Annotated in this window: 20 protein-coding genes; 10 read left to right on the top strand and 10 right to left on the bottom strand. The window is 64.7% G+C overall.

What is annotated here, in order from left to right:
• The first annotated feature begins 2 nt into the window (after positions 1-2).
• Entirely contained in the window at positions 3-1,007 is a 1,005-nt protein-coding gene (locus BLV27_RS00825; RefSeq protein ID WP_092640852.1) for an NAD-dependent epimerase/dehydratase family protein, read from the top strand.
• Here the strand turns inward: BLV27_RS00825 and BLV27_RS00820 are convergent.
• Positions 1,004-1,384, bottom strand: coding sequence for a hypothetical protein (locus BLV27_RS00820; RefSeq protein WP_139176524.1), 381 nt, complete (start codon positions 1,382-1,384; stop codon positions 1,004-1,006). The genes BLV27_RS00825 and BLV27_RS00820 overlap by 4 nt on opposite strands.
• A 272-nt stretch (positions 1,385-1,656) precedes the next feature.
• On the opposite strand from BLV27_RS00820, the gene BLV27_RS00815 reads away from it, so the two are divergent.
• The gene (locus tag BLV27_RS00815; protein WP_092640846.1) at positions 1,657-2,343 is read left to right on the top strand and encodes a fumarylacetoacetate hydrolase family protein; all 687 of its coding nucleotides are present in this window, start codon (positions 1,657-1,659) and stop codon (positions 2,341-2,343) included.
• 2 nt (positions 2,344-2,345) lie between these two features.
• Here BLV27_RS00815 and BLV27_RS00810 read toward each other — a convergent pair whose 3' ends face one another.
• From BLV27_RS00810 to BLV27_RS00795, 4 genes are read right to left on the bottom strand one after another with little or no spacing between them, the layout of a single operon-like run.
• Positions 2,346-3,281, bottom strand: coding sequence for a glycosyltransferase family 2 protein (locus BLV27_RS00810; protein WP_092640843.1), 936 nt, complete (start codon positions 3,279-3,281; stop codon positions 2,346-2,348).
• A complete protein-coding gene (locus BLV27_RS00805; RefSeq protein WP_092640840.1) occupies positions 3,278-4,708 on the bottom strand; it encodes an O-antigen ligase family protein in 1,431 nt (476 codons plus the stop codon). The genes BLV27_RS00810 and BLV27_RS00805 overlap by 4 nt, the downstream gene beginning before the upstream one ends.
• Positions 4,705-6,762, bottom strand: coding sequence for a right-handed parallel beta-helix repeat-containing protein (locus BLV27_RS00800; protein WP_092640837.1), 2,058 nt, complete (start codon positions 6,760-6,762; stop codon positions 4,705-4,707). Before BLV27_RS00800 ends, BLV27_RS00805 begins: the two co-directional genes overlap by 4 nt.
• 22 nt (positions 6,763-6,784) lie before the next feature.
• Positions 6,785-8,122: an oligosaccharide flippase family protein gene (locus BLV27_RS00795; RefSeq protein WP_092640833.1), complete on the bottom strand. Its 1,338-nt coding sequence runs from the start codon at positions 8,120-8,122 to the stop codon at positions 6,785-6,787.
• Between the two features lie 144 nt (positions 8,123-8,266).
• On the opposite strand from BLV27_RS00795, the gene BLV27_RS00790 reads away from it, so the two are divergent.
• From BLV27_RS00790 to BLV27_RS00780, 3 genes are read left to right on the top strand one after another with little or no spacing between them, the layout of a single operon-like run.
• Positions 8,267-9,475 (top strand): Coenzyme F420 hydrogenase/dehydrogenase, beta subunit C-terminal domain, encoded by a 1,209-nt coding sequence (locus BLV27_RS00790; protein ID WP_092640829.1) that lies wholly within the window; start codon positions 8,267-8,269, stop codon positions 9,473-9,475.
• Positions 9,472-10,635, top strand: a complete 1,164-nt coding sequence (locus BLV27_RS00785; protein ID WP_092640826.1) for a polysaccharide pyruvyl transferase family protein — start codon at positions 9,472-9,474, stop codon at positions 10,633-10,635. The genes BLV27_RS00790 and BLV27_RS00785 overlap by 4 nt, the downstream gene beginning before the upstream one ends.
• Entirely contained in the window at positions 10,632-11,447 is an 816-nt protein-coding gene (locus BLV27_RS00780; RefSeq protein ID WP_092640823.1) for a glycosyltransferase family 2 protein, read from the top strand. The genes BLV27_RS00785 and BLV27_RS00780 overlap by 4 nt, the downstream gene beginning before the upstream one ends.
• Here the strand turns inward: BLV27_RS00780 and BLV27_RS00775 are convergent.
• From BLV27_RS00775 to BLV27_RS00760, 4 genes are read right to left on the bottom strand one after another with little or no spacing between them, the layout of a single operon-like run.
• Positions 11,444-11,986 carry an acyltransferase gene (locus BLV27_RS00775; protein WP_170831310.1) on the bottom strand — a complete coding sequence of 181 codons (543 nt, stop codon included), beginning with the start codon at positions 11,984-11,986 and terminating at the stop codon, positions 11,444-11,446. The two genes, BLV27_RS00780 and BLV27_RS00775, sit on opposite strands and share 4 nt — an antisense overlap.
• Positions 11,979-12,860 carry a CpsD/CapB family tyrosine-protein kinase gene (locus BLV27_RS00770; protein ID WP_092640817.1) on the bottom strand — a complete coding sequence of 294 codons (882 nt, stop codon included), beginning with the start codon at positions 12,858-12,860 and terminating at the stop codon, positions 11,979-11,981. The genes BLV27_RS00775 and BLV27_RS00770 overlap by 8 nt, the downstream gene beginning before the upstream one ends.
• A gap of 25 nt (positions 12,861-12,885) precedes the next feature.
• A complete protein-coding gene (locus BLV27_RS00765; protein WP_092640814.1) occupies positions 12,886-14,412 on the bottom strand; it encodes a GumC family protein in 1,527 nt (508 codons plus the stop codon).
• Between the two features lie 23 nt (positions 14,413-14,435).
• Positions 14,436-15,290 carry an ExeA family protein gene (locus BLV27_RS00760; RefSeq protein WP_170831309.1) on the bottom strand — a complete coding sequence of 285 codons (855 nt, stop codon included), beginning with the start codon at positions 15,288-15,290 and terminating at the stop codon, positions 14,436-14,438.
• Positions 15,291-15,616: 326 nt separating this feature from the next.
• Here BLV27_RS00760 and BLV27_RS00755 point away from each other — a divergent pair, with 326 nt between their 5' ends.
• From BLV27_RS00755 to xrtD, 3 genes are read left to right on the top strand one after another with little or no spacing between them, the layout of a single operon-like run.
• Positions 15,617-16,303 carry a sugar transferase gene (locus tag BLV27_RS00755; protein ID WP_092640808.1) on the top strand — a complete coding sequence of 229 codons (687 nt, stop codon included), beginning with the start codon at positions 15,617-15,619 and terminating at the stop codon, positions 16,301-16,303.
• 9 nt (positions 16,304-16,312) lie between these two features.
• Positions 16,313-18,838 (top strand): tetratricopeptide repeat protein, encoded by a 2,526-nt coding sequence (locus BLV27_RS00750; protein WP_092640805.1) that lies wholly within the window; start codon positions 16,313-16,315, stop codon positions 18,836-18,838.
• A gap of 5 nt (positions 18,839-18,843) precedes the next feature.
• A complete protein-coding gene (gene xrtD / locus BLV27_RS00745; protein WP_092640802.1) occupies positions 18,844-20,400 on the top strand; it encodes a VPLPA-CTERM-specific exosortase XrtD in 1,557 nt (518 codons plus the stop codon).
• Between the two features lie 4 nt (positions 20,401-20,404).
• Here xrtD and BLV27_RS00740 read toward each other — a convergent pair whose 3' ends face one another.
• The gene (locus BLV27_RS00740) at positions 20,405-21,601 is read right to left on the bottom strand and encodes a glycosyltransferase family 4 protein (protein ID WP_092640799.1); all 1,197 of its coding nucleotides are present in this window, start codon (positions 21,599-21,601) and stop codon (positions 20,405-20,407) included.
• A 166-nt stretch (positions 21,602-21,767) separates the two neighbouring features.
• On the opposite strand from BLV27_RS00740, the gene BLV27_RS00735 reads away from it, so the two are divergent.
• Positions 21,768-23,072: a UDP-glucose dehydrogenase family protein gene (locus BLV27_RS00735; protein WP_092640796.1), complete on the top strand. Its 1,305-nt coding sequence runs from the start codon at positions 21,768-21,770 to the stop codon at positions 23,070-23,072.
• Positions 23,073-23,075: 3 nt separating this feature from the next.
• The gene (locus BLV27_RS00730) at positions 23,076-24,317 is read left to right on the top strand and encodes a glycosyltransferase family 4 protein (RefSeq protein ID WP_092640793.1); all 1,242 of its coding nucleotides are present in this window, start codon (positions 23,076-23,078) and stop codon (positions 24,315-24,317) included.
• Positions 24,318-24,324 lie beyond the last annotated feature (7 nt).

Raw genomic sequence — 24,324 nt, 5'->3', positions numbered from 1 at the left:
CCATGAGATGCGCATTCGTCACCGGCTCGGCCGGGTTCATCGGGTATCACCTGTCTTCCCTGCTCCTGTCGCGCGGCTGGCGCGTCGTAGGACTGGATTGCCTGTCGGACTACTACGATCCCGAGCTCAAGCGCCGCCGTCACGCCATGCTATCCGAGGCGGGCGATTTCACCGCCGTTATCGGTGACGTTTCGGAACCTGATCTGATCAAATCGCTGACGGCGGAGCATCGACCGGATGCGGTGATCCATCTCGCGGCACAGGCCGGGGTGCGCCATTCCATCGACGCGCCGCGCGACTATGTTCAGGCAAACCTCCTTGGCACATTCGAGGTGCTGGAGGCGGCGCGGGCGCATCCGCCGGCGCATTTGCTTCTGGCGTCCACGTCCTCGACTTACGGGGCAAACACCGAGATGCCCTACCGCGAGACGATGAAGGCTGACACGCAGATGTCTTTCTACGCCGCCACGAAAAAGGCGAACGAGGTCATGGCCCACAGCTATGCGCACCTCTACCAGCTGCCGACGACGATGTTCCGCTTCTTCACCGTCTATGGTCCGTGGGGCAGACCGGACATGGCGCTGTTCAAATTCACCCGCTCGATCCTCAAGGGCGATCCAATCGACGTCTACAATCACGGACGCATGCGCCGCGATTTCACGTATGTCACCGATCTTGTCCAAGGCATCGCCGACCTGATCGACATCCCCCCCGGCAACACGCCCGTGAGTGCCCATGACAGCCTGTCCCCGGTGGCCCCCCACCGGATCGTCAACATCGGCAACGGTGAGGCGATCGAACTCAGTCGATTCATCGATGCCATCGAAACGGCGACCGGCAAGCCCGCGATCCGCAACCTGATGGACATGCAGCCCGGCGATGTCCCCGCGACCTGGGCGGACACGACGCTGCTGACCGATCTTCTGGGCTATCCTCTTGCGCGCACGCGGGTCGAGGATGGGGTGCAGGCATTCGTCGACTGGTACCGGTCGGAATACGGCGGCTAGGGCTCCACCACGCCCATTGCAACCAACGCGACGTATCCGATGAACAGAAGCACGGCGAGTTGCAGCGCCCCAATGGTGAGCCGGATGCTGAGCCCTAGAGCATAACGCAGTGCACCGTAAGCCAGCACTGGCAAGAACAGCCCGGCAAACCCGGCCAGCACGATAATACCGTTCAGAACGTCGGGCTGTCGCGCCGTCCAGATCGCGGTGGACAGGCCGCAGATGACCGACAGCGACCAGACCAGCCAGCGCGGTAACCGCGCCATCCATCCCATCAGGAACGCGGAGGAGTCCCAAAGCCTGTCACCGGATGGGCCCGGGGGTGCCGTCCGCCCAGCCTGGGCCACCGGGCTGCTGCCCGCCGGATCCGGGGTCACCCCGTGCCCCCGGCACATCGTGCAGGTGCCTTGAATTTCGCGGATACCCGCACCTTGACAGACGCCGCAATCGCCGCCGCCGACCGCCTGTCCGTCGCCGCGACAGCCTCCGCAGCGCTGACGCGTTAACCTAGTGCCAAAACCCCCGCATTGCCGGCAAGCAGCCATCACTGATCCTCCTGTGTTGACGATGCCTGAGCCTTTTGTGCCGGGCAATTGCCTGCGGCTCGTCTTTGCCTTCTACTGCGACCATTCCACATCAAGGACAGCCCATGCCCGATCTCTTCCCTGTTCCCGATTTCCCGCGCTTGCCCGTGACCGGGGGTGACGATCTGTACCCGGTCACGCGCGTCTTCTGCGTCGGGCGCAACTATGCCGCCCATGCCGCCGAGATGGGGAACGAGGTCGATCGCGAAGCGCCGTTCTATTTTACCAAGAACCCTCTGCACGTCGTCCATGCCGGGGCGACGCTGTCCTATCCGCCGGGCACGCAGGACTATCACCACGAGATGGAGTTCGTCGTCGCCATCGCCACACCGATCTTCCAGGGTAGCCGTGACGCCGCGCAGGCGGCCATCTTCGGCTATGGTGCGGGCCTCGACATGACCCGCCGCGATTTGCAGGGGCAGGCCAAGGAAAAGCGCCGCCCGTGGGACCTGGGCAAGGATGTCGAGGGGTCTGCCGTGCTGGGCCCGCTGACCCGCGCGGCGAAGTTCGGTGCCGTGGCGGACCAGCGCATTCACCTCATGGTCAACGGAGAGACGCGGCAGGACGCGACCCTGGGAGAGATGATTCACGATTGCGCGGCCGTCGTCGCGGACTTGTCGAAATACTATCACCTCGCCCCCGGCGATGTGATCTTAACGGGAACGCCGGCCGGGGTCGGGCCAGTTTTTGCAGGGGACGTGCTGCACGGCGAGATTGCGGGCTGTGCGCCAGTCGATCTGGTGCTGACCTGAAGTCAAAGTTTGACGCCACCCTCGGCCAACCGGTCCGCCACGGCGCGGGGCGGGGCCATACCCAAACCGCCCCGCAAGATCGCTTCGGCGGCCCTGGCGTCGCGTTTGAGCAGCATTTGGATCGCCTTGCCGAAGGTGAAAGCGACCGCCCCGTAATAGCTGACCCGGCGGTGCCGCCGAACGAACTTCATCCGGGCGCGGTGTTTGAACCACTCAGAAAACGGCGAGGCACTTTGGCCGGGCTTGGGCGACCCGATGGCGGTTCCGGCCTGATGCTGCACCACGGCCTGCGCGCAGTACAGCAAAGGCAGATCGCGCGCCTGCAGCGCCCAGTCGACCTCCTCGTAGTACAGGAAGTACGCCTCGGGCATCTTGCCAGCCTGCGCCAGGAACTGCCGACTGACCACCATGCTGGCCCCGGTTACGAAATCCACGTCGTCGGGGTCGGGCGGGGGCGTGTCGGCCGGTTTGCCTTGGTTGAGATTGCGTGTCTGGCCGGTGCGCCAGTCGATTGTGCCTCCGTCGATCTGGATTGCATCGGGCGTGTCGGCATAGGTCACGCGTCCGCCGATCATCGCAAAGTCCTGCGCGGGGGCATGGGTTGCAAAGGCGCGCGCCGTACCGGGCAGAACAATGGTGTCTGGGTTCAACACCCAGAAGCGCGTGATCTGCGGATCCTGCATCAGGTGATCAAGGCCGATATTCACCCCGGCGGCGAATCCGCCGTTCTGTCCGGTCGGAAGCCAAGTCATGTCATGCGGCCTGGTGGCGCGGCGCGTCGCTACAACTGCTGCGGTGTCATCCGGCGACGCGTTGTCGACCACCACCACAGACAGCGCGACGCCTTTGGACGACAGCAGGCTGTCCAGACAGTCGCCCACCACGTCGCCCGAGCGATGTGTCACGATCACCACACCAAGTCGGGGCAGGTCGCTCATCTCGGTTGTCTCGCATAGGGGCGTGCGGCTGGCCCGGTCCTGGGGGCGAACCGGCTGTAGTTCGCACCTTTCCGTTCGGATGTGGCGGGCAGTGGAACCCCACCGCCCGCGTCATCCATCGCGCTAGTCTGCACCATCCATCCGGTCGCGCCCACGAAGAACATCACGAAGGAATAAACGTTGCCCCAGACATGCACCGTCGCCAGTGTGAACGACAGGCCCAGGAACGTGAACACACAGGCCCGCCGGATAAACAGCGACGGATGACCGTGGGGTAGTTTCAACTGCATCAGCGACTTCACCTGCATTACGAAGCCGAGCGCGATCAGAAGGAAGCCCGGAAAGCCGTAACGCACACCCATCACCAACCAGAAATTATCCATCGATCCCGAGAACATGTAATCGGGCCGGGCCCAGTCATTCAGGCCAATACCGAACCAGGGGCTGGCGGGGACGTTGTTTTCCACGCTGCCGAAGATGTTCATGATGCCCCATTCGAAGATGATCGACCGCCAATAGGCGTTGTGGGCCGAGAACGTTGCGTAGGACATGAAAACCTGGAATGGCCCGCGGTTCGACACGATGTCGATCGCCACCCACATCAGAACGAACAGGCCGATCAGCAGCCACCAGCGCTTCTCGGTCTTGCGGAAAGTGAAGGCCCAGCCGATCAGCGCGACCTGCAACGCGATTGCCAAAAGCGCCCCTGAGGACAGCGCGGTGAATCCTGCTAGAGCGACCAGCGCGGCGGAGATGAAGCGCCGCGTATTTCCATAGACGTTGTGCAGGCCTACGAAAGCGAGAGAGAAGGCAATCGAACAGAACAGACCGAAGTGGATCGGGTGCGCGAAGGTCGTCTGCACCCGCGCCATGCCAAGCCGCGGATCGTCACGGGTTATGTCGACGGAGGTAACGCCGGGCAAGGCCCTGATTGCGCGGAGGATCAGCGGATCACCCGTCTGCGTTTCAAGTAGGGCAAAAGGCAAGAGACATAGGACGAGTGCCACCAGCCATTTGCACATAGCAATGAACTGTGTCCGCGTACGGATCGTTGTGCGCGCCAGGACATACCCGCCCAAGAACTCCACCCCGACCGATGGGGCCTGTTGGATCACACGGTCCGGGTTGTTGACCGCCAGCGCCAGAGTCAGCCAGACCGCGTGCGCCAGGAACAGCCAATCGGTCGGGATCGTCTTGCCGTAGCGCCCGATGAGCAGGCTGACGAGCATCGGCAACGTCACAAGTAACAGCAAGACCCGCAGCGTTGTCAGGTAGACACCGCCGACATTCATGGAAACTGGCAGGATCACGCACAGCAGGTACAGCACCACCAGGAACGGCAGTTTGTCCGACGTCGCCCGTGCCTGCGAATCCGGCGCATTTTGCGACGTGGCGCGGCGGGGTGGGTTGGTCAGGGTTGCCGTCACTGTCGGACGCTCGCGTTGATGATATCGAAGACATCGGTCATGTCGGCGGGGTCGGTCCGGACTTCGAAGGTTTCGATCGCGCCGTCGAAACTGAGATGCGTGCCGAACGGGTTCCCGAAGGACAGCCCCCAGCTTGCGACGGGGCGCAACTGACCCGAGAAGGGGGCCTGTCCGATGATCTCGCCGTTGGCGATGACGGTCAGCGCGCCGACGGGACCGTCATACGCTATGGTCAGGTCCAATGGGCCGGCATCGCGGTAAAGCGACGTCGCGCGTGTCTTCAGGCGCGCGACCCCACCCAGATCGCTGAAGACCTCCACCTCGAATACGCCCCGGCCGGTGACGCCGACTTTCAGCGACTCGTGCAAGCGCAGCACCTCGCCCGCGGTACGGTAGTCGCCCGTCGGCCGCAGGCGCATGTCGATCACGAAGCGCGCGGCATCGAACAAGGCACCGGTCATCTGTCGCGTCAGGACGGTCGGGGCCAACGTGTCGCCCAGCAGAATTTCGGAGCCGCCCAACTCGTGCACCAAGGGGGGTGAGCCGGCACCGCCGTCTGCGAGGAGCGCCAAGCGGTCCGGCTCGAGGCGGATGATCCCACGCAGATCTGACATCCCCGGATCTGTGACGTCGTCCGGGGCGGTCTTGGCCACTTCGACGGAAATTGCGACCAAGCGGGACGCCCCGACATCGCGTCCGTCCAGCAGCCCGCCGGGACGGGCGGCGAAGTCGGTGACCCTGGCCGGTGTGGCGGGCGAAACGCCAAAAAACACTTGGTCGTAGTGGTCAGCCTGACCGGGGATGAGGTCCTGTACGATCTGGTTTCCGGCGATGACCCAGCCCGGCTGCCAGCCGGGTTCAGGCAAGGCATGGGCGACGTTGTTGAGGATCAGTACGTCACGGGCGATGGCATCTACCGTGATCTGCGGTGTCCAAAGACCAATATTGCCATCGTCCCCCTGCGAGGCGGCGTTGCGCACCACCGTGTTGCGGCGGATCATCAGGCCGACCGTGGCACCCACGGTGATGCCGTGAAGGTGCGCGTTGATGATCACATTCTCCTCGATCACCACGTCGCGGTAGAACATGTCCTCTCCGGCCTGGTTGGTGTCGACCATTTCGTTGCGCATGAAGATGGACTGGGTGAAATACCCCTCGCCGGAATTCAGGATATTGCGGCGAATGGTGATCTGACGGCTGGGCCGCTCGGTATCGCGGGTCCAGAACTGGATCATATCGGGATGGTCGCCACGGCCGGGCGCGCGGTCGAAATCGCGGATCACGTTGTCCTCGATCAGAACGTCGGCCACCTGAGCAAAAATCATCCCGTCGGTCCGCATGGAATGTATCTCGTTGCGGGCCACCGTCAGCCGGTCGACCCCGCGGACCACAAGGCCGCGCGCAAAGCCACGCAGTTCGTTGTCGAACAGGGCCACGTCGGTGCTGTCGTCGATGGTCAGGCCAAAACCCCAGGGATGCGCGAACCCGTCGGTGTCGGGCCGCCGCGCGCCTTCGAACAGGTTTCGGCTCAGGGTGATGTCCTCGGCGTCGCGGATATGGACGTTGCGCTTTACCGTGTCCGACCGGGGCTGCATCCGGAAGATCAGACCGTCGAGCGTGACATGATCCGCCCCGGTCAGCCGCAGTCCGGGGAAGACGGGGCGGTTCTCGATATCGGCGGCGCGCAGGACGACGGGTTGCAACGGCGCGCCGCTTTTCTCGATGTTCAGCGTGTCATAGTCGCCCGGAGCGAGCACCAGAAGGTCGCCTGCCTGTGCATCGCTCAGCGCAGTGTCGAGAGAGGTTGCATCGACCCAGATCGTGCGACCGGCCTGCGCGGCCTGGACAGCGAGCACGACGAAGCAAAGGGCCAAGGCCCCTACCAGCGCAACGGGGGCGCGGAAGATCGTATGCACGGTCATTGCCTGCTCCGGTCCGGCGATGCCGGTCTGCTGCTCGTGGTCCTCTGACGGGACCGATCGCGCCGAAACTATCGCGCGTCGGTCCGTTCGGGGAAGGTTAATATGCGGATCGGGCAAGAGTTTGATGCGCATGTGTCACGGATTGGCCGCGGGGTCAGGCCGCTTTTCGGTGCATCAGTGCCAGAAGCGGCAACGCGAGACCCGCCCCGAATAATAGGGGCGACCACGACAGTGACAGGATCGTCAGGACGACCCCCGTCGCAAAAACAATCGACTGATCCATGCGCCACCGCACCCCGTCGCGCCACGTGACCAGCGCGGCGGACAGCACGAAGCCAGCCGCTTCGCCCACGGCCCCCAGCCAGATCAGAACCAAAAGGTCTGTCCCCTGTGCCAGTGCGGCGACCCCCGCGATCAGGGCCACAACGCGCGGCAGGTTCGACATCACGGCGTTGCCCGACCGACCCAGAGCCAGCCCCACGATCGCACTTCCCGATTTGGCGATGCGCAAGCCCTGCACGATGGCCAACGGCCCCAGAAGCGCGGTCAGTCCGGCCCAATCGGTACCACGCAGGAAAGGTGCTGACAGCCAGCCGCCCACCACGCCGGCGACCGCGACGGCTAGCCCTGCACTCATCGACGCCACAAGCGTGCCGTTGGCCTTGCGGTCGAACCCGTGCGCGCCAACCGCCACGCTCAGCCGAGGCAGGGTGGCTGTCTGGATGGTGCGTGCCGCGATGAGCGATGGCGTCAACGTCAGCGTCACGCCCATCGCGAAAACGCCCAGCGGCACCAGACCCAAGATGCGCCCCACCGCCAGCTTGTCGGCCTGGAACACCAGGAAAAGAACCAACGCGTTCAGCAGGATAGGCCAGCCGAATCTTATGGTGCGGCCCCAGAGAACGCGGTCCATCACCGGTCGCCAGGGCCGTTCCGCAACCGCGTGCGACAGGACAGCCGTCAGAACGGCATGGATCAGGATTGCGGCCAGCATCACGCGCCAGTCGCCCAACCACGCCGCAAGGGGCCAGATCAGGGCCAGCGCTACCGCGGAAGGCAGGGTATTCGTCGCGATTAGCGGGCCGAACCGGTTGTCGCGATTCAGGCGATGGATGTCGAAATGCTGCGTGGCATTCAGGAGTGGTACCAAGGCCAGCAGGCGATACGCCCAAGTCACTTCCGGAATATCGAGGAAAGTCGCGAGCGGGCCCGCCAGCGCGAACAGGACAGCGGCAGCAATCACGCCCCGCAGCAGCTGAAACCCGGTCAGCGCGTCCTGCAATCGCGGGTCATCCCCGTCGCGGGCCTGGACGATTTGCTGCTGCAACCCGAAGGACGAGGCCATCTCGACCGCCGCCATGGCCAGCGCGAAGGTGGCCGCGATGCCATAATCCTCGACCGGGATAAGGGCCGCCACGGCCAGGTTGCGCGCAAACAGCAGACCCGATGTGGCGACATTGCCGGACAGCAAAAGCAGGGCGGCGCGCAGCATGTCCCTAGCTCCTCGGGCGAAAAAACTTGCGCCGTTGTGCGGGTCTTGCGATGCTGTGGTCAAGCCGCATGCCCACAAGAAGGCGAACCGCGGCAGGCAGAGCAGACGTTGAAGACAGTTAATTCTCCCCTTGCGGACGTTGCCATGGGCGCGTCCGAGGCCTTGGACCGAGTCGCGCGTGGCAGTCTGTGCGCGGGCTGCGGCGGCTGTTCGGGGGTCTTTCCGGAAGCCATCTCGATGCGGATGGACGATGGCGGCTTCCTTCGGCCCGCCCAGATTGCCCCGCTGCCCGTCGGTGCCGATACCCGGATCGAGGCGTTCTGTCCGGGCCTTGGGCAGAGCGTGGACGCGGTTGGGCGCTCCGATGACCGGATGTGGGGGCCTTATCGTCAGGCTTGGTCCGGTTGGTCCACTAACGCAGATCAGCGCCATCGCGGTGCTTCGGGTGGGGCGCTGACGGCGATCCTGACGCATTTGCTGCGCGCCGGTGTGGTGCAAGCCGTGGTGCAGAACGCGCCCGACGCGCGCAACCCTTTGGCGAACCGCACCGTCCTGACCGAAGACCCGGCCTGTTTCGCAACCACGGCCGGGTCGCGCTATGCGCCTTCAGCTCCGCTGGACGCTTTGCCCGACATACTTGCCGATGGTCGCCGCGTGGCCTTCGTGGGCAAGCCGTGCGACGCTGCGGCGCTGGCCGCGATCCGGGCGAAGGATCCTGCGGTCGCCCGGGCGATCCCGGTGATCCTGTCGTTTTTTTGTGCCGGCGTGCCGTCGGCAAAAGGGGCGCAGGGCATCTTGGAGGCGCTGGAGGTGTCGGAGGCCGACGTCGTCGCCTTCCGCTATCGCGGCAAGGGCTGGCCCGGTCGCGCGACCGCAACACTGACCGACGGGTCCGAGCGCTCAATGAGCTATCGCGATAGCTGGGGCGACATCCTGTCCAAACACGTCCAGCATCGCTGCAAGATTTGCGCAGACGGAACGGGGATGGCCGCTGATCTGGTCTGTGCCGACGCCTGGCAGGTCGATTCGCAGGGCTATCCCATGTTCGAGGAGGAAGACGGGATCAGCCTTGTCATGGCGCGCACCATCCTTGGTGAACAGATTGCGCTGGGGGCACAGGCCGCCGGTCGGCTGGCGCTGGATGATTTTGACATGAAGACGCTCCAGGCGCTCCAACCGGGGCAACGCGATCGCCGTCGGGGCCTGCGCGCCCGGTTGGCCGCGCTGCGTCTGCTGGGGCGTCCGGTGCCGGACTATCGCGGTTTGCACCTGAAAGCCGTGTCGCGGCAGAATGGTTTGCGCCGGAATATTCGAAATTTCATGGGCACGTTGAAACGGGCGCTGCGGTCGTGAGCAGGCCGCTTCGCGTGCTTTTGCTGCTGCACTCCACGCGGTCGCACAACCTGGGCGTGGGCGCGCTCAGCGTGGCGCAGGTGGCGATCCTGCGCGATGTCGCATCCAACCTGGGGCGTACGTTGCAGATCACGCTGGCCGATTACCCCGACGCTCGGGAGTCTTACATCACCGGCGACGATATTCGTATTGTTCCCCTGTCGGGCAAGTGGATCAAGGCGCGCGCAGGCTATTGGGCGGAGTTGAGACAGACCGATGCGGTGATCGACATTGGTGGCGGGGACAGTTTCGCCGACATCTACGGCACCAAACGTCTCCGCCTGATGTTCGTTCTCAAGGCGCTGGCGCACTTGGCAGGCAAACCCTATGTCTTCGCGCCGCAGACCGTGGGCCCCTTTACCAAACGCACGTCACGGGTCGCGGCCCGTATGCACCTTAACCGCTGCGCCCTCGTCGCTGTACGGGACGAGCCGTCGCGCGATCACATGGCCGAGCTTGGCGTGAAGGCTCCGCCGATCCTGGCATCCGACGTGGCGCTGCGGATGCCCGCGGGGGAAAGGCCTGCTTTGGGCGATGCGACAAAGGTCGGGCTGAACGTCTCGGGCTTGCTGATGGCGGGGGGATATACCGGCAGGAACGAGTTCGGGATCGGGCTGGATTATCCGGCTCTGATCGACGACCTGATTGCCTACTTCCACACCCAGAAGGCCGAAGTGCACCTGATCCCCCACGTGATCGTGCCCGACGGGCCGATGGTGGGCGAGGATGATTTCCGCGCCTGCGAGGCATTGGCTGCAAGGCATCCGGGCACGGTGCTGGCCCCGGCCTTTGCAAACCCGTCCGCCGCGAAGGGATATATCTCTGCGATGGATTTTTTCCTTGGCGCGCGAATGCATGCCTGCATCGCCGCGTTTTCGACTGGCGTGCCGGTTGTGCCGATGGCTTACAGCCGCAAGTTCGCGGGGCTGTTCGGCTCGCTCGGCTATACCCGCACGGTCGATTGCACATCGCAGGACGCAGAGACGATCAAGGCGGCAGTCGCCGACGCCTGGGTTAACCGCACCCTTGTCGCGCGGGAGGTCGATCAGGCGGCGGACCGGGGGCGCATGCGCCTCCGGCGATACGAGGATGCGCTGCGGGGCGTTCTGGCCAAGACATGACCGCGCGGGCCGCGATCATCATTCCCCACAAGGACGATCAGGACCGGCTGTCGCGCTGCCTTGCCGCGCTGAACGTACCCGAAGGCGTCGATGTTGTTGTCGTCGACAACGGGTCGCGCGATCCGGTCGATGTCGGAAATGCCCGCTTGATCGTCGAGACTGAACCGGGGGCCGCCGCCGCCCGCAACCGGGGCGTGGCTGAAACGGATGCGCCTCTCTTGCTGTTTCTGGATGCCGATTGTTTGCCGTCACCCGATTGGGTCCGCATCGCGCTTACCTGCGGACCGGGGCCGGTTGGCGGCGCGGTGGAGGTGTTTCATGAAACGCCCCGCCCCCTGTCAGGTGCCCAGGCGTTCGAGCAGGTCTTCGCCTTCGACAATGCCCGCTACATCGCATCGGATGGGTTCTCGGTGACGGCGAACATGGTCGTCCCGCGCGCCGTCTTCGATGCCGTGGGGCCATTTCGGGGCGGCTTGTCCGAAGACAAAGATTGGGGTCTGCGGGCGCGGGCATCGGGGCTTCCGGTGACATATCGTGCTGACCTGAAGGTCATGCACCCGTCGCGGGGCGATTGGGCTGCACTGGCGCGCAAGTGGCGGCGTCTGATGTCCGAGGCGCGGGAACTGCACCGGGCGCGCGGCGGGCGCGCGTTGGCCTGGTCGCTGCGTGCATTGGCGATGCCGATATCGGCGTTGGTCCAAGCACCGAGGGTCCTGTCAGAATCAGGTCTGAGCGCGCCCGAGAAACTGCGCGCGCTGGGGACGTTGATCCGCCTGCGCTGCGCACGGATGATCTGGATGATGCGCGGCTAGTCGCGCTGCCTGAGCACACGGGCCGGAATCCCGGCGGCGATGGCCCCGCCGGGAACGTTGCGGGTGACGACCGATCCGGCCCCGATCACGCAGCCGTCGCCCAGCGTCACCCCGGCGGTAATGACGACCTTGGTCCCGATCCAGCAATCCGCCCCGATCACAACATCGCGTTCAGTCATCGGCTGATCGACGATCCGTTGATCCGCCGCCAGCCCGTAGTCAGCCGCCGTCACAAAAACATCCGGACCCAATGTCGTTCGGTCGCCGACTGCAATGCGCGCGGACGTCTTGCCCGCCCAGAGGGATACACGTTCGCCCAATTGGACCGCGTCGCCGAGGGTAATTCGCTCACCATTGCGGAACGAGGCGTTCGGCGCGATCCGGACATTCTTGCCGCAGGTCATGGCGCGGCGCGGGCGTACGTGGGCGTAGCCGTGGTAATTCAGCATCCGGACCCCATGCAGCAATACGCCGGGATCCAGTATTCGTGCCACGGCGCGCAGGCCCCGAGCGACGGGGCCGGGCCGCGGTTCAGCCATCGACGTCGGACCCATAGGCATAGCCGTAGCGCTGCCCCTCGCTCTGATGATTGCATTTGTTCAGAACGACGCCCAGCACGCTTGTCTGCGCGGCCAGTTCCTTCTCGCAGATATCGACCTGGCTTAGCGTACTTTGTTCGGCGGCGGCGATCATCAGGGCGCAGTCGGCGTTGGGCATGAAGGCGATTGCATCGTCGCTGACCATCATCGGGGGCAGGTCGAACAGGATGACATCGGGGGCAAAATCCTCCTCCAACCGCGTAAGCATGTCGCCGATACGACGACCCTGTAGCAGTTCCGCCGGGTCGTGAACCGGCGTCCGCGTGGTCGCAAAGACCAGGTTGTCGGCTACGCGCACGATCTGGCTGCGCGCGTCAGACGTGCCGCGGATGACAGAAGAGATCTCGTGCCGGTCCTTTATGCCCAAAAGGTTCGCCAGCATCGGGCGGCGCAGATCCAGATCGATCACCAGCGTACGAATGTCAGGCCGCCGCGCCAGCGAGAAGGCAAGGTTCATCGTGACGGTCGACTTGCCGCAGCCGGGTCCGGGGGAGGTGACGGCCAGGCGCTTCCACCCTTGCGCTGACATCTGCTGCAGGGCGCGGGTTCGCAGCACGTCGAAGGGCGCGCTTTTGGGGCCGCTTTCTCGGGTCACGATGCGGCGCTTGGTCAGATGTGCGGGGTCGGGTTCGAACCACTGCAACGCATCCCAAGACTGATCAGTCGTCGACTTGGCCGGTTCTGGAACTGGGTCTGCCGGGCGCGGCGACACCGCCGGCTGCGCGGCGGGTTGGGGCCCGGGCGCGGTGTGGCCGGCGAGGACGGCTTCGCGGGCTGTGCGGGCACGTGCGATGGCGGCTTGGATACGGTCCATGTCGTGATCCTTTCGGTGGGGCGCGTCAGAGAATGTCGGACGAGACAAGACGCGATGCGATTTCGGCGGGGCCGGGCAGGTATCCGGAGATCAAGCCCCCCGCAACAGCCAGCGCGATGACAGCGGCCGCAGCGACGCAGAGCTTGCGTTGCAGGCTGCGCCCAGTGGCAACGGGCTGGGTTTCTTCATCTTCGAAGAAGGGCAGGGTGGCGATCGGGGTGATGCCCAGACGCCGTTCCAGATCGGCGGGACGGCGCAGGAAGCCAAGGCGAAGTTCCATCATCACGACGACCAGCAGGCCGAGGAAGATGCCGCCGGCAAGCCCGGCAATCGCGACGATCTTGCGGTTGGGCCGGTCTGGTTGGCGGGGGATGGAGGCTTGCTCGATCACGCCGATACGCTGCCCCTTGGACAGGGATTCGATGGCGTCGCCCGTCTCAGCGAGGGCCTTGGCCTCCAACGCCTGATCATAGAGCGCCTGCAGGTTGTTGTGATCCCGCTCCAGGCTGGCGAACTCGGCGGCCTTGACGGGAGCCAGCGCCAGTCCGGTGCGCAGGATCTCAAGCTCGTCGACAAGGTCGATGCGGCGAACGTCTTCTTCGGCGATGCGAGCGTCGATCTCGTCGCGGTGGCGGTGATAGGCGGTTCGTTCCGTACCGGGTCCCTCGGTGGCCTCCATGCGGCGTGTCAAGGAATTGATGCGTGCCGCGATATCGTCCGCACCAGGGTCGCCCGACGGCAGATTGGCCAGCGTTTCGCGCAGCGCCGCGATCTGGCGCGCCTCGTAGCCCAGATTCGGACGGCCTTCGCGGCGACGGATCGACTCGTGCAGGCGTGTCAGACGTTCCCGCTCGCGGAGCAGATCGCTCGTATCCCGTTCGATCCGGGAAAGCTCGGCCTCGATGGCGGCGACGCGAGCTTGGCGCAGGTCGCGAGTACCGGGCAGAAGGTCTTGATTTTCCTGTTGAAACGCCAGCAGGACCGCGCCGCTTTGCGACAGCTGTTGTTGCAGGCGAGAAACTTCCTGGTCGAAGAATTCCAGCGTCTGGCGTGCCACGGTGGTGCGCATGTCAACGTCTTCGGCCATGACGCGTGTCACCAATTCATTGGCAACGGCCGCTGACATGATCGCCGTCTCGGCCTCGAAGCCGACGATCAGGATCGTGGCTTTGATTGGATCGCGGGGGCGGGGCTGCCCGCCGGTGATTTCCAGCGTGATGCGCTGACGCATGTCACTGACGATCTGGTCGGGTGCCGGGCGATCGCTACCGTACACTTGGAGGCGGTTCGCCATGTCGAGGAGGTTCTCACGCGACAGCAGGCGCTGTTGGATGATCTCAAGGTGCTCCAGCGCCTGAGTTTGCACGGTGGAGGCGGCGAGCTCGTCCGGGATCTTCTCGGATTCGACGACCAGGCGTGCCTTGGCCGCGTAAACGGGAGGCAAGCTGACGGCCACGCCGACGCCCGTGCCGGTCATGACCAGAACGACCAAAAGGAACCAACCGAGCCGCCGCCGGAACAGCGAAGCGTAGAAGCGAATTTCGTTCATCATGTCAGTGTCCCCACCCTGACCGATCAGCCCACGGCCAGGCGCAGGCGCCCGTCGCGGGGTTTCACGGGTTCCGGCGGTGCCGGTATTGCGGGCGGCATGAACAACCCGTCCTCCAGCACCTGACGTACGACGGGCGCGTCGATTTCCGCGCCGCCGCCAGTCATCGCGTAGACCAGGGCAAGTTCGCAAAGCTGATTGATCGGGCGTGGCAGGCCGCCGGTCGCCTCTTGGATCATGTCCAGCGCCTCGGCGGTGAACAGATCTTCGGGGCCGCCGGCCGATGCCAGGCGTGTACCGATGTAGCCATCCAGATCGGTGCGCGACAGCGGGTTCAGATGACCCCAGGAGGCAACGCGCTGGGACAAGCCGCCCAGATCCGGCGATTGCAGGTGCGCGAGCAGGGTGGGCTGGCCGCACAAGACGATCTGCACCAACTGGTCGCGGGCGGTGTTGATGTTGGTAAGGACGCGCAACTCATCCAAGGCGGCGGTCGACAGGTTCTGGGCCTCATCGAAGATCAGCGCGACGCGGCGGCCCGCGGCATACTCTTCGATCAAAAGGTCTTGGACCCGCGTATAGAGGACGGTCTCGGCCTCGTCGCCGGTCACTTCATGACCCAAGGATTGCAGGATCCAAGGCATGACCGACGCGCCACCGCGGCGCAGGCCCTGGACAAACGCGACCTTCACCGACTCGGCGGCATTCTCCACCATGTTGAGCAAAAGAGAGGTCTTTCCCGACCCGGCCTCGCCGGTGATGACGGTGAACGCAGCCCCGGCCATCAGGCCATAGTCGAGCGCGGCCTGCGCCCGGATTTGCGCTGTGCCCCAATGGATTACGTGTGCATCAGTCAGCCCGCAAAAGGGGCGTCCGGTCATTCCGAAATGCTCCTCATAAAGACTTTGAAGCTGGCTCATCCCGTATTCCAATTCAGTAGTTCGATTTTCGTCGTATTGTTTCCCTGCGGTCGGCAGGTCGCAAAACTGTTCCCCTTTATTCGATTAGAATTGGACAGGACTAAGGCGGGGGGCTGGGCAATTGAGGGCACTTGGCGCCGTCTTTCAGGCCGCGCCTCATTCCGTCTCGAAATCACACCGATACCGCCACGATTCAGGGTCAACGGGCCATAAACCGGCCCTTCCTCCCCGCCATAAGAGCGTCAGCCGGGCCGTTGTCCCGAAACGACACCAAGGGGACGTTCACGATGACCTTACAGTTCGATCCAAAGTCCGTAATGGCCGGTGCGACTGCCGTGGCGCAGCCCGATGCCCACCCGGTGGGCGGCCTGTCATATCGCGAACACCTCAAGCGGGGTTTGGACATTCTGCTGGTGATGCTGGCCGCGCCGGTCGCTTTGCCGCTGGTCGCGCTGATCGCGTTGATCGTGGCCTGTGACGGTGGTCCCGCGTTCTACAGTCAAGACCGGCTGGGCCGCGGCGGGCGTCGGTTCCGCATGTGGAAGCTGCGCTCGATGGTGGTCGATGCAGATGCCGCGCTTGCGGCGCATCTGGACGGCAATCCCACGGCCCGTGCCGAGTGGGTCCGAAACCAGAAGCTGGCCAATGATCCTCGCATCACGCGGCTGGGGCAGCTCATCCGCCGGACGTCGCTGGACGAGTTGCCGCAGCTTTGGAATGTTCTGACCGGCGACATGAGCCTGGTCGGTCCGCGCCCCATGCTCCCCGAACAGCGCGTCCTCTATCCGGGCCACACCTACTTCCGCCTGCGTCCTGGCCTGACCGGCAATTGGCAGGTGTCGGACCGCAACGCGACGACCTTTGCCGCGCGCGCCGACTTCGACCTGACCTATGACCGGGCCTTGTCGCTGCTGACTGATCTGACGATCATTGCCGCAACGGTGGGTGTTGTCCTGCGAGCCACAGGTCGCTGACTTATCCACATGGGTGGCGTTGCCGGGTTTGCCCGGTGGGTGCGCATGGGGCAGGCTGCCGAGCATAAAACAAGAACCGAGCAGAACGGGTTCAGTGATATGACGATCAAGCACGTCCTCCGGACGAGCGCTGCGGTTCTTGCCGTGGCGCTGATGGTGTCGGGTTGCAAATCCGAAGGGGAGCGCCTGTCGGACTATCTGACCAGCGGTCAGTCCTTTGCACAGCAGGGCGATCACGCGCGCGCCGTGATCCAGTTCCGCAACGCGCTCAAGATCGATCCGGACCATGCCGACTCCCGTGCCGCCATCGCGGCGTCCTTCATGGCGCAGGGCGATATCCGCCAGGCCGAGCAGGAGTTCACCCTGCTGGCCGAGCGTTTCCCCGAAACGCTGGAATTTCGTTCCAAGTTGGGTGAAATCGCGCTGATCAGTGCAAACTGGCGCGCGCTCGACCGGCAGGCGGATGCGGCCGAAGCGATCGACGCGGCCGCGCTCGACTCCCGTGCGCTACGCCTTGCCGCGCGGTTCCGTATCGCCCGCAGCCAGTCCAACCGGCCCCTTCAGGACGAAATTGCCGACGAGGCGCTGACCCTGCTCGACATCCGTGCGGACCATCCCGTTCTGACCCGCATCGCGCTCGACAACCTGACAAGCGGCGAAAAACCCGCTGCTGCGCTGCCGGTTCTTGATGCGGCGCTGGCGGTGAACCCGCATGACGCAAAGCTGCAATTGCTGCGCATTCGCCTTCTGGCTCAGACCGACCGCGCCGATGCTGCCGAGACGCGCCTGATGGAGCTTGCAGCGCTCTATCCCAACGACCCGCAAATCGCGGGCCTCCTGGTCGCGCGGCACATGTCGACCGGACGTAGTGACGAGGCGGAGGCGGTGCTGCGCGCGCTGGCCGATGGGGCCCCCTTGGGGGATACCGAGATGCGCAGTGTCCTTGTCCGCTTCATCCAGCGTGTGCGCGGGTCCGAGGCGGCGCTTACCGAACTGGCCCGCCTGCATGAGGAGGCGGTGGAGACCTCTGCCGCGACGCTCTATACGGCGATGGACCGATCGATCCGCTTTGACATGGGCGACCGGGACGGTGCCATTGCCGGAATGACGGCGTTGATCGCCGAGGCCGGCGATGCACCGGAGGTGGGCATTCTGAAAGTCCTACTAGCGCGGATGCACGACCGGCTGGGCAACCGTCCTGAAGCGCGCAGGCTGGTGGCGGATGTCCTCTCGGAAGATACGGGCGATGTGGGCGCGCTGAAGCTGCGCGCGACTTGGGCCATCGACGAGGAACGCCCCAAGCAGGCTATCGTCGACATGCGCAGCGCCCTGTCGCAAAGGCCCCGCGACTCGGAGCTGATGACCTTGCTGGCCGCCGCCCACGAACAGGACGGCAATCGCGGCCTCGCGCTGGAGCAATTGGCGAATGCCGCCGAAGTCTCGGGCCATGCCGCGCGCGAAGCGCAGCGCTATGCAATGGCGCTCCTGTCCGAGGGGCGCGAAACAGTCGCGGTGCGGGTGCTGGACGTCGCGCACGAAGCGCACCCGCAGGACCTGGATTTGGCCCGGACTCTCGCCGATCTGCGTATTGCGCGATCGGACTGGAACGGAGTGGCGCGCATTTTGGCGACGCTGCGCCAGATCGACACGCCCGAAGCCTTGACGCTGCGCACCCCTGTCGAAGCGGCCTACCTTTTGGGCCAGGGGCGGGCAGGAGAGGCGGTGAGCACGTTTGGTAGTATGCTGGACGCCGATCCGGACCGTCAGCGTGCGTTCTCGCGCCTAATCACCGGGCTTGTGTCCCGCGGCGACCTTGAGACGGCGCGCACGCAGTTGAACCTGGCGCTTGTGCGGCGGCCCGATGACACCGCTCTTCGCTTGCTGGACGCTGACCTGGCGCGTGAAGAGGGGTCTGTTGATCATCCCGAGCGAATCTACCGCGCTCTGATTGCACAGGGACAGGCGGGGGACGTTCCCGTCCTGCGGCTCTTTGGGTTGCTGGCCGGACAGGATCGAAGGACCGATGCCGATACCGTTCTGTCGGCGGGGCTGGCCACACACCCGACGTCGCGGCCCCTGCGCCTGATCGAATCGAATCGCCGGCAGGTCGTCGGCGACAGGGCCGGTGCCATCGCCCTGCTTGAATCGCTGCACGCTGAGGAGCCGGCAGATGCAATAGCGGCGAACAACCTCGCGTCCCTTCTGACCGAAGACACTTCGGATCCGGATGTGCTGCGCCGGGCCGCGCGCATCGTGGCCCCCCTGCAAGGCACGATGAATCCCGCCGTATCGGACACGATTGGCTGGATCGCCTTCCGTCGTGGCAACGCCGAAGGCGCGCTGCCCCTGCTGGAACGTGCCGCACGGGGTCTGCCGCGGGATCCCGCCGTGCATCTGCGTCTGGGACAGGTTCATGCCGCGTTGGGCCAAGCCGCCGATGCACGCGCGACCTTCGAGACCGTGCTTACCCTTGCCGGTCAGAACCACCCCGTCGCGCAGGATGCGCGCGCGCTGTTGGACGCGCTGGACGGCTGACGACGATGGTATTCGCCGATACCCTGACGCCCCGTCGCGTCGCACTGGCTCCGCTGGCCCTGTTGGCGGCGACACTGGCCACGGTACCGCTCTTCTGGACGGGCCTCGCGTCCCTTGGAGCGGCATGGACGACACCGGAATACAGTCACGGACCGCTGATCCCGCTCATCTCCCTGTTCCTGTTCCTGCGCGAGATGCGCGACCGGCCCGCCGTCTTGGACGCCGCCCCGGTCCGCTGGCCCGGCGTGCTACTTGGCGTCTTCGCTCTGGTTTTGGCGCTGGCAGGTGCGCGCACCTCCATTCCGGACCTTGTTACCTATGCGCTGATCTTCTGGACGATGGCCGTCGTTCTCATCGCGATGGGATGGTCGCGGGGACGACGGCACTGGGCCTCGGTTTTTCATCTCGTCTTCATGCTGCCCCTGCCGCAGGTCCTTTACTGGAAGGTTTCGACTGCGTTGCAGGACATCTCGGCGCAGATTGGCGTGGCGCTGGTCGATGCGGCGGGCGTGCCCGTGTTCCTCGACGGTCAGATCATCGACCTGGGTGTTTGGCAGTTGCAGGTGGCCGAGGCTTGTTCGGGGCTGCGCTATCTGTTCCCGATCCTCAGCTTCTCCTATTTGACGGCCATCCTCTACCGCGGTCCGATGGCGCATCGGATCATCCTGTTCGCGATGGCGGCCCCGCTGGCCATCCTGCTGAATGCGGTGCGGATCGGGATCATCGGCATCCTTGTCGACCGCTACGGCATCGCGCAGGCGCAGGGGTTTCTGCATGTCTTTGAAGGTTGGGTCGTCTTCGGGCTGTGCATCGCTATCTTGCTCCTTTCGGCATGTGGGTTATGCCGCCTGCGCCCGGTACAGGGGCCGATGCTGGACCTCGACACCGCCGGTCTTGCGCGTCAGGCATCGCGAATCGGCGGCATCGGTGGGGCGGTGCCATTGCTGGTGCTGACGGTGTTGACCGTTCTGGTGACGGGCCTGCACCTGGCGGTTAACGGGCCCAAGGTCGACCCCGAGGCGCGGTTGGCCGCCTACCCGATGCAGATCGGCGATTGGGGGGGGCAGCGCGCATGGCTGGATCCGGAGGTCACGCGCATCCTGTCGGCCAGCGACTACATGGCCGCCGATTTCGACCGGCCCGACGCCGCTGCTCCGGTGGGCATGTTCGTCGCCTGGTATGCACGCCAGGCCGATGGCACCGGCATCCATTCGCCGGAAATCTGCCTGCCCGCCGCCGGATGGGAGATCGCCTCGCTGGACCGGGCCGAGTTGACGGCAGGTGGCGCGACGTTCCCGGTCAATCGCGCGATCATCCAGAAGGGTCTGAACAAGCAAGTTGTGCTCTACTGGTTCGAGCAGCGGGGCACGCGCCTGACCAGCGACTGGCAGGCCAAGTTTTCCGCCGTGCGCGACGGTCTGCTGACCGGGCGCAGCGATGGGATGATGGTTCGCTTCACGACCCCCCTGCACCCGGACGAGACCGAGGCCGACGCCGAGGCGCGGCTGCGCGAAATGGCCCGCGCGGCCCTTCCGGCGTTGCAGCCGCTGATTCCCGACTGAGGCGCTATTTGCTGAACACCCGCTCGTAGGCGGCCAGAAGCTGTGGGACCGAGTGATCCCAACTCAGGGTGTCGAGCACCCGGTCGCGCCCGCGCTGGCCCATGGCGCGGGCCTCCTGCGGATTGTCCATCAGCCAGGCGATCTTGTCGGCGAAATCCTCGGGGTCGTTTGCGCGTGCGTAGAGCGAGGCATCGCCGGCCGAGGCCCGCCCTTCGGTCAGATCGAACTGCACGCAGGGCTTTTCCAGGGTCATGTATTCCATGACTTTGTTCATCGTGGAAATGTCGTTCATCGCGTTCTTGGGGTCGGGGGCCAGCCCGATGTCGATGGCGTTCAGCGCGCCCAGCATAACGTCGCCATAAAGCGCGCCGGTAAAGGTGAACCGTTCGGACAGGCCCGCCTGTCGGACCTTGTCCTCGATGACCTGCTGGTGTGGGCCGAAGCCGATGACGACAACATGCACGTCCGTTTTGCCCATGGCGATCAGATGGCTGACCGCCTCGACCATCAGGTCCAACCCCTCCTGTTGGCCGATAATTCCGATCCAGCCCAGAACGGTGCCCGCCCGACGGTAAGTCGCATCGCCGGGGCCAGGCAGGAACTTCTCGATCTGGGGGGCGGAGCGGACGACGAAGACGTCCTCTGCCGCCATGCCGCCGCGTTCGCGGGCAATGCGGGCGAAGCTTTCGTTCGTGGCGATGGACGTCTGGGCGCAGGCAAAGGTGATCCGCTCCCACAGGCGCATGACGCCATACAGCAGGCCCCGCTTGCCGAACTTCGCTTCGAACAACTCTGGACAGACGTCGTGGTGGTCGAACAGGGACCGCACCCCGGCAAGGCGGTAGCGCAGCGCCAGAAGCCAGATCAGATCGGGCGGGTTGCAGCCTTGGATCACGTCAAAGCCGCGATCCCGGCGCACCACGCGGGCCAGTCTAAACCAGTGCCGGATCGCGTGCAGGTATTCTCGCGCATAGGCCATGGCCCCCGCGTGCGCTTCGGGCGGCGCGGGGTGGCGGTAGATGTGGACGCCATTGATGACTTCGCGCGGCTTGTCCCAGCCCCGCCCGGTCGGGCAGATCACCGACACCTCGTACCCGGCGGCCGTCAGCGACGTCGCCTCCAGCCAGACGCGGCGGTCCAGCGGCACGGGGAGGTTCTCCACCACTATCAAGACACGGCGGGGCGGGTTGAAACTGCTCATCTCTGGGCCTCTTGGCGGGTCCGTCATCGTCACCAAAGGGATAGGTTGACCGTAACAATGGCAAGGGTTTGGTTCGATTTATCGGGGCGAAATGGTCCTGTCGCCACAACCGTGCCATGATGCATTGCAAGATGCCGGGCCAAGACGATGTCCAAGAGGGTTTACGATGCGTATTGCAATGATCGGCACCGGTTACGTGGGTTTGGTGTCAGGGGTCTGCTTTTCAGACTTTGGCCACGAAGTTATCTGCGTCGACAAGGACCCGAAAAAAATCGAGATGCTGGAGGCCGGCAAGGTCCCCATCTTCGAGCCGGGGTTGGACGACCTGATGGCGCGCAACGTGAATGCGGGACGTTTGTCGTTCACGACTGATCTGAAAAGGGCGGTGGACGGGGCCGATGCGGTCTTCATCGCCGTTGGCACGCCGACGCGCCGGGGGGACGGGCATGCCGACTTGACGTACGTCATGGCCGCCGCCGCCGAAATCGGCCAGGCGCTGACCGGCTATGCGGTAATCGTCACGAAATCGACTGTGCCCGTGGGCACCAACCGCAAGGTGGCCGAAGCCGTTCGCGCCGCCGCCCCCGAGGCCGACTTCGACGTGGCCTCCAACCCCGAATTCCTGCGCGAGGGTGCGGCCATCGACGATTTCATGCGACCCGACCGCGTCGTCGTCGGCGTGCAGACCGAGCGCGCGGGCGAGGTGATGTCCGACATCTACCGCCCGCTGTACCTGCGTGACTTCCCGATCATGGTAACCGATCTGGAGTCGGCCGAGATGATCAAATATGCGGCTAACGCCTTCCTTGCGACCAAGATCACCTTCATAAATGAGATCGCGGCCCTGTGCGAGCGGGTCGGGGCCGATGTCAAGAAAGTGTCCAAGGGCATGGGGATGGACGGTCGGATCGGTAACAAGTTCCTGCACGCAGGTCCGGGCTACGGCGGATCGTGCTTTCCCAAGGACACAGCCGCGCTGGCCCGTATCGGGCAGGAACATGCGGTCCCCATGCAGATCACCGAGGCCGTGATGCGCGTCAACGAAGGCGTGAAGGTTCGTATGGTCGAGAAGCTGCGCGACCTGTGCGACGGCAGCTTCAACGGCAAGACGATCGTCGTGCTGGGCGTGACATTCAAGCCGAATACCGACGATATGCGTGATGCGCCCAGCCTGACCATCGTGCCGGCTCTGGTGGGGGGCGGGGCCCATGTGCGCGTCGTCGACCCCGAAGGGTTCCGCGAAGGTGAGAACCTCCTGCCCGGCGTGCAGTGGCAGAGCGACCCCTATGCAGCGACCGAAGGGGCCGATCTGATGGTGCTGCTGACCGAGTGGAACGAGTTCCGCGCATTGGACCTCAAACGCATCGCGGGGTCGATGGCGGTCGCGCGGATGGCCGACCTGCGCAATATCTACAACCGGTCGGATGCGATGCAGGCCGGTTTTGAAGCCTACGAGGCCGTCGGTCGCTGACGCATGAAGATCCTGTTGGTTCACCAGAACATGCCCGGACAATACCGGGAACTTCTGGACTGGTTGGTCGGGCAGGGCGTGCACGATCTTGTCTTTCTGACCCAGCGACAGAATTTTCCCGAACGTCGGGGCGTACGGAAGGTGGTCTACAAAAGCCATCATGCCCCCGCCGGAGATGCCTATGGTCTGTCGAAGACCTGGGAGGAGGCCGCCGGCAACGGCTACGGCGCGGCCCAGGCGGCGGCGCGGTTGAAGGCGGCGGGATTCGTTCCCGACATTATCCTGGGGCACACTGGCTGGGGCGAATTGCTGTTCATGAAGCAGGCCCTGCCGGGCGTGCCCATTCTCGGGTTTTTCGAGTATTATTACCTCGCAAAGGGTGGCCCGGTCGGCTTCGACCCCGAAGAGCCGGCCAAGCCGGCAACGCCGTACCTGCTACACGCGCGTAATGCGGTGCCCAATAGCAACCTGCACGTGGTCGACAGGGGCGTGGCCCCGACCTGCTGGCAGCGCGACACCTTTCCCAAGATATTCCATGACAAACTATATGTCTGTCACGACGGTATCCGGACTGACCGGCTGCGGCCGGACCCGGATGTCGCGCTGAACCTGGGGCGTGTCGGGCGTATTTCCCGCGAAGACGAGATATTCACCTACCTAGCCCGCAACATGGAACGGACGCGCGGATTCCACACGTTCATGCGCGCCTTGCCTGCAATCCAGAAAGCGCGGCCCAAGGCGCGTGTTCTGATCGTTGGCGGCTCCGGTGCATCCTATGGCGCGGCCAGCCAGGCCGAAGGCGGTTTCCGGGCTGAACTGGAGCGCGAGGTCGGGCACCTCCTTGATTGGGACCGGGTGCATTTCCTCGGTCAGTTGCCCTACGCCGACTACCAGAAGGTCGTTCAGATCAGCCGGTGTCATATTTATCTGACGATGCCCTTTGTTCTGTCCTGGTCGTTACTGGAATCGATGGCGATGCAGGCAACGGTCGTTGCCAGCAACGTCGCCCCGGTGCGCGAGGCGATAACCCACGGTGAGACAGGCCTGCTGGTCGACTTCCTCAAGCCCGAGGCCTTGGCCCGGCAGGTTTGCGAGGTGCTGGCCGATCCAGCAAAGTTCGCCCACCTAGGGCGCGCGGCGCGGGACCATATCGTCGCGGAATATGACTTCCTGAACAAATGCCTGCCCGAGCATATCGCGCAGATCAACACTCTGGTTCCGGCGGATCGGCGCATCGAACTCTAGTTGCGCC

The organism is Jannaschia faecimaris, assembly GCF_900107415.1.
Lineage (GTDB): Bacteria > Pseudomonadota > Alphaproteobacteria > Rhodobacterales > Rhodobacteraceae > Jannaschia > Jannaschia faecimaris.
Note: the sequence above shows the minus strand (reverse complement) of the source record. Positions and strands in the feature narration are given on the sequence as shown.

Coding starts and splice junctions, on each gene's coding strand:
- BLV27_RS00825 (WP_092640852.1), top strand. CDS start 3: ATGAGATGCGCATTCGTCACCGGCTCGGCCGGGTTCATCGGGTATCAC.
- BLV27_RS00815 (WP_092640846.1), top strand. CDS start 1,657: ATGCCCGATCTCTTCCCTGTTCCCGATTTCCCGCGCTTGCCCGTGACC.
- BLV27_RS00810 (WP_092640843.1), bottom strand. CDS start 3,281: ATGAGCGACCTGCCCCGACTTGGTGTGGTGATCGTGACACATCGCTCG.
- BLV27_RS00800 (WP_092640837.1), bottom strand. CDS start 6,762: ATGCGCATCAAACTCTTGCCCGATCCGCATATTAACCTTCCCCGAACG.
- BLV27_RS00795 (WP_092640833.1), bottom strand. CDS start 8,122: ATGCTGCGCGCCGCCCTGCTTTTGCTGTCCGGCAATGTCGCCACATCG.
- BLV27_RS00790 (WP_092640829.1), top strand. CDS start 8,267: ATGGGCGCGTCCGAGGCCTTGGACCGAGTCGCGCGTGGCAGTCTGTGC.
- BLV27_RS00780 (WP_092640823.1), top strand. CDS start 10,632: ATGACCGCGCGGGCCGCGATCATCATTCCCCACAAGGACGATCAGGAC.
- BLV27_RS00775 (WP_170831310.1), bottom strand. CDS start 11,986: ATGGCTGAACCGCGGCCCGGCCCCGTCGCTCGGGGCCTGCGCGCCGTG.
- BLV27_RS00770 (WP_092640817.1), bottom strand. CDS start 12,860: ATGGACCGTATCCAAGCCGCCATCGCACGTGCCCGCACAGCCCGCGAA.
- BLV27_RS00765 (WP_092640814.1), bottom strand. CDS start 14,412: ATGATGAACGAAATTCGCTTCTACGCTTCGCTGTTCCGGCGGCGGCTC.
- BLV27_RS00760 (WP_170831309.1), bottom strand. CDS start 15,290: ATGACCGGACGCCCCTTTTGCGGGCTGACTGATGCACACGTAATCCAT.
- BLV27_RS00755 (WP_092640808.1), top strand. CDS start 15,617: ATGACCTTACAGTTCGATCCAAAGTCCGTAATGGCCGGTGCGACTGCC.
- BLV27_RS00750 (WP_092640805.1), top strand. CDS start 16,313: ATGGGTGGCGTTGCCGGGTTTGCCCGGTGGGTGCGCATGGGGCAGGCT.
- xrtD (WP_092640802.1), top strand. CDS start 18,844: ATGGTATTCGCCGATACCCTGACGCCCCGTCGCGTCGCACTGGCTCCG.
- BLV27_RS00740 (WP_092640799.1), bottom strand. CDS start 21,601: ATGAGCAGTTTCAACCCGCCCCGCCGTGTCTTGATAGTGGTGGAGAAC.
- BLV27_RS00735 (WP_092640796.1), top strand. CDS start 21,768: ATGCGTATTGCAATGATCGGCACCGGTTACGTGGGTTTGGTGTCAGGG.
- BLV27_RS00730 (WP_092640793.1), top strand. CDS start 23,076: ATGAAGATCCTGTTGGTTCACCAGAACATGCCCGGACAATACCGGGAA.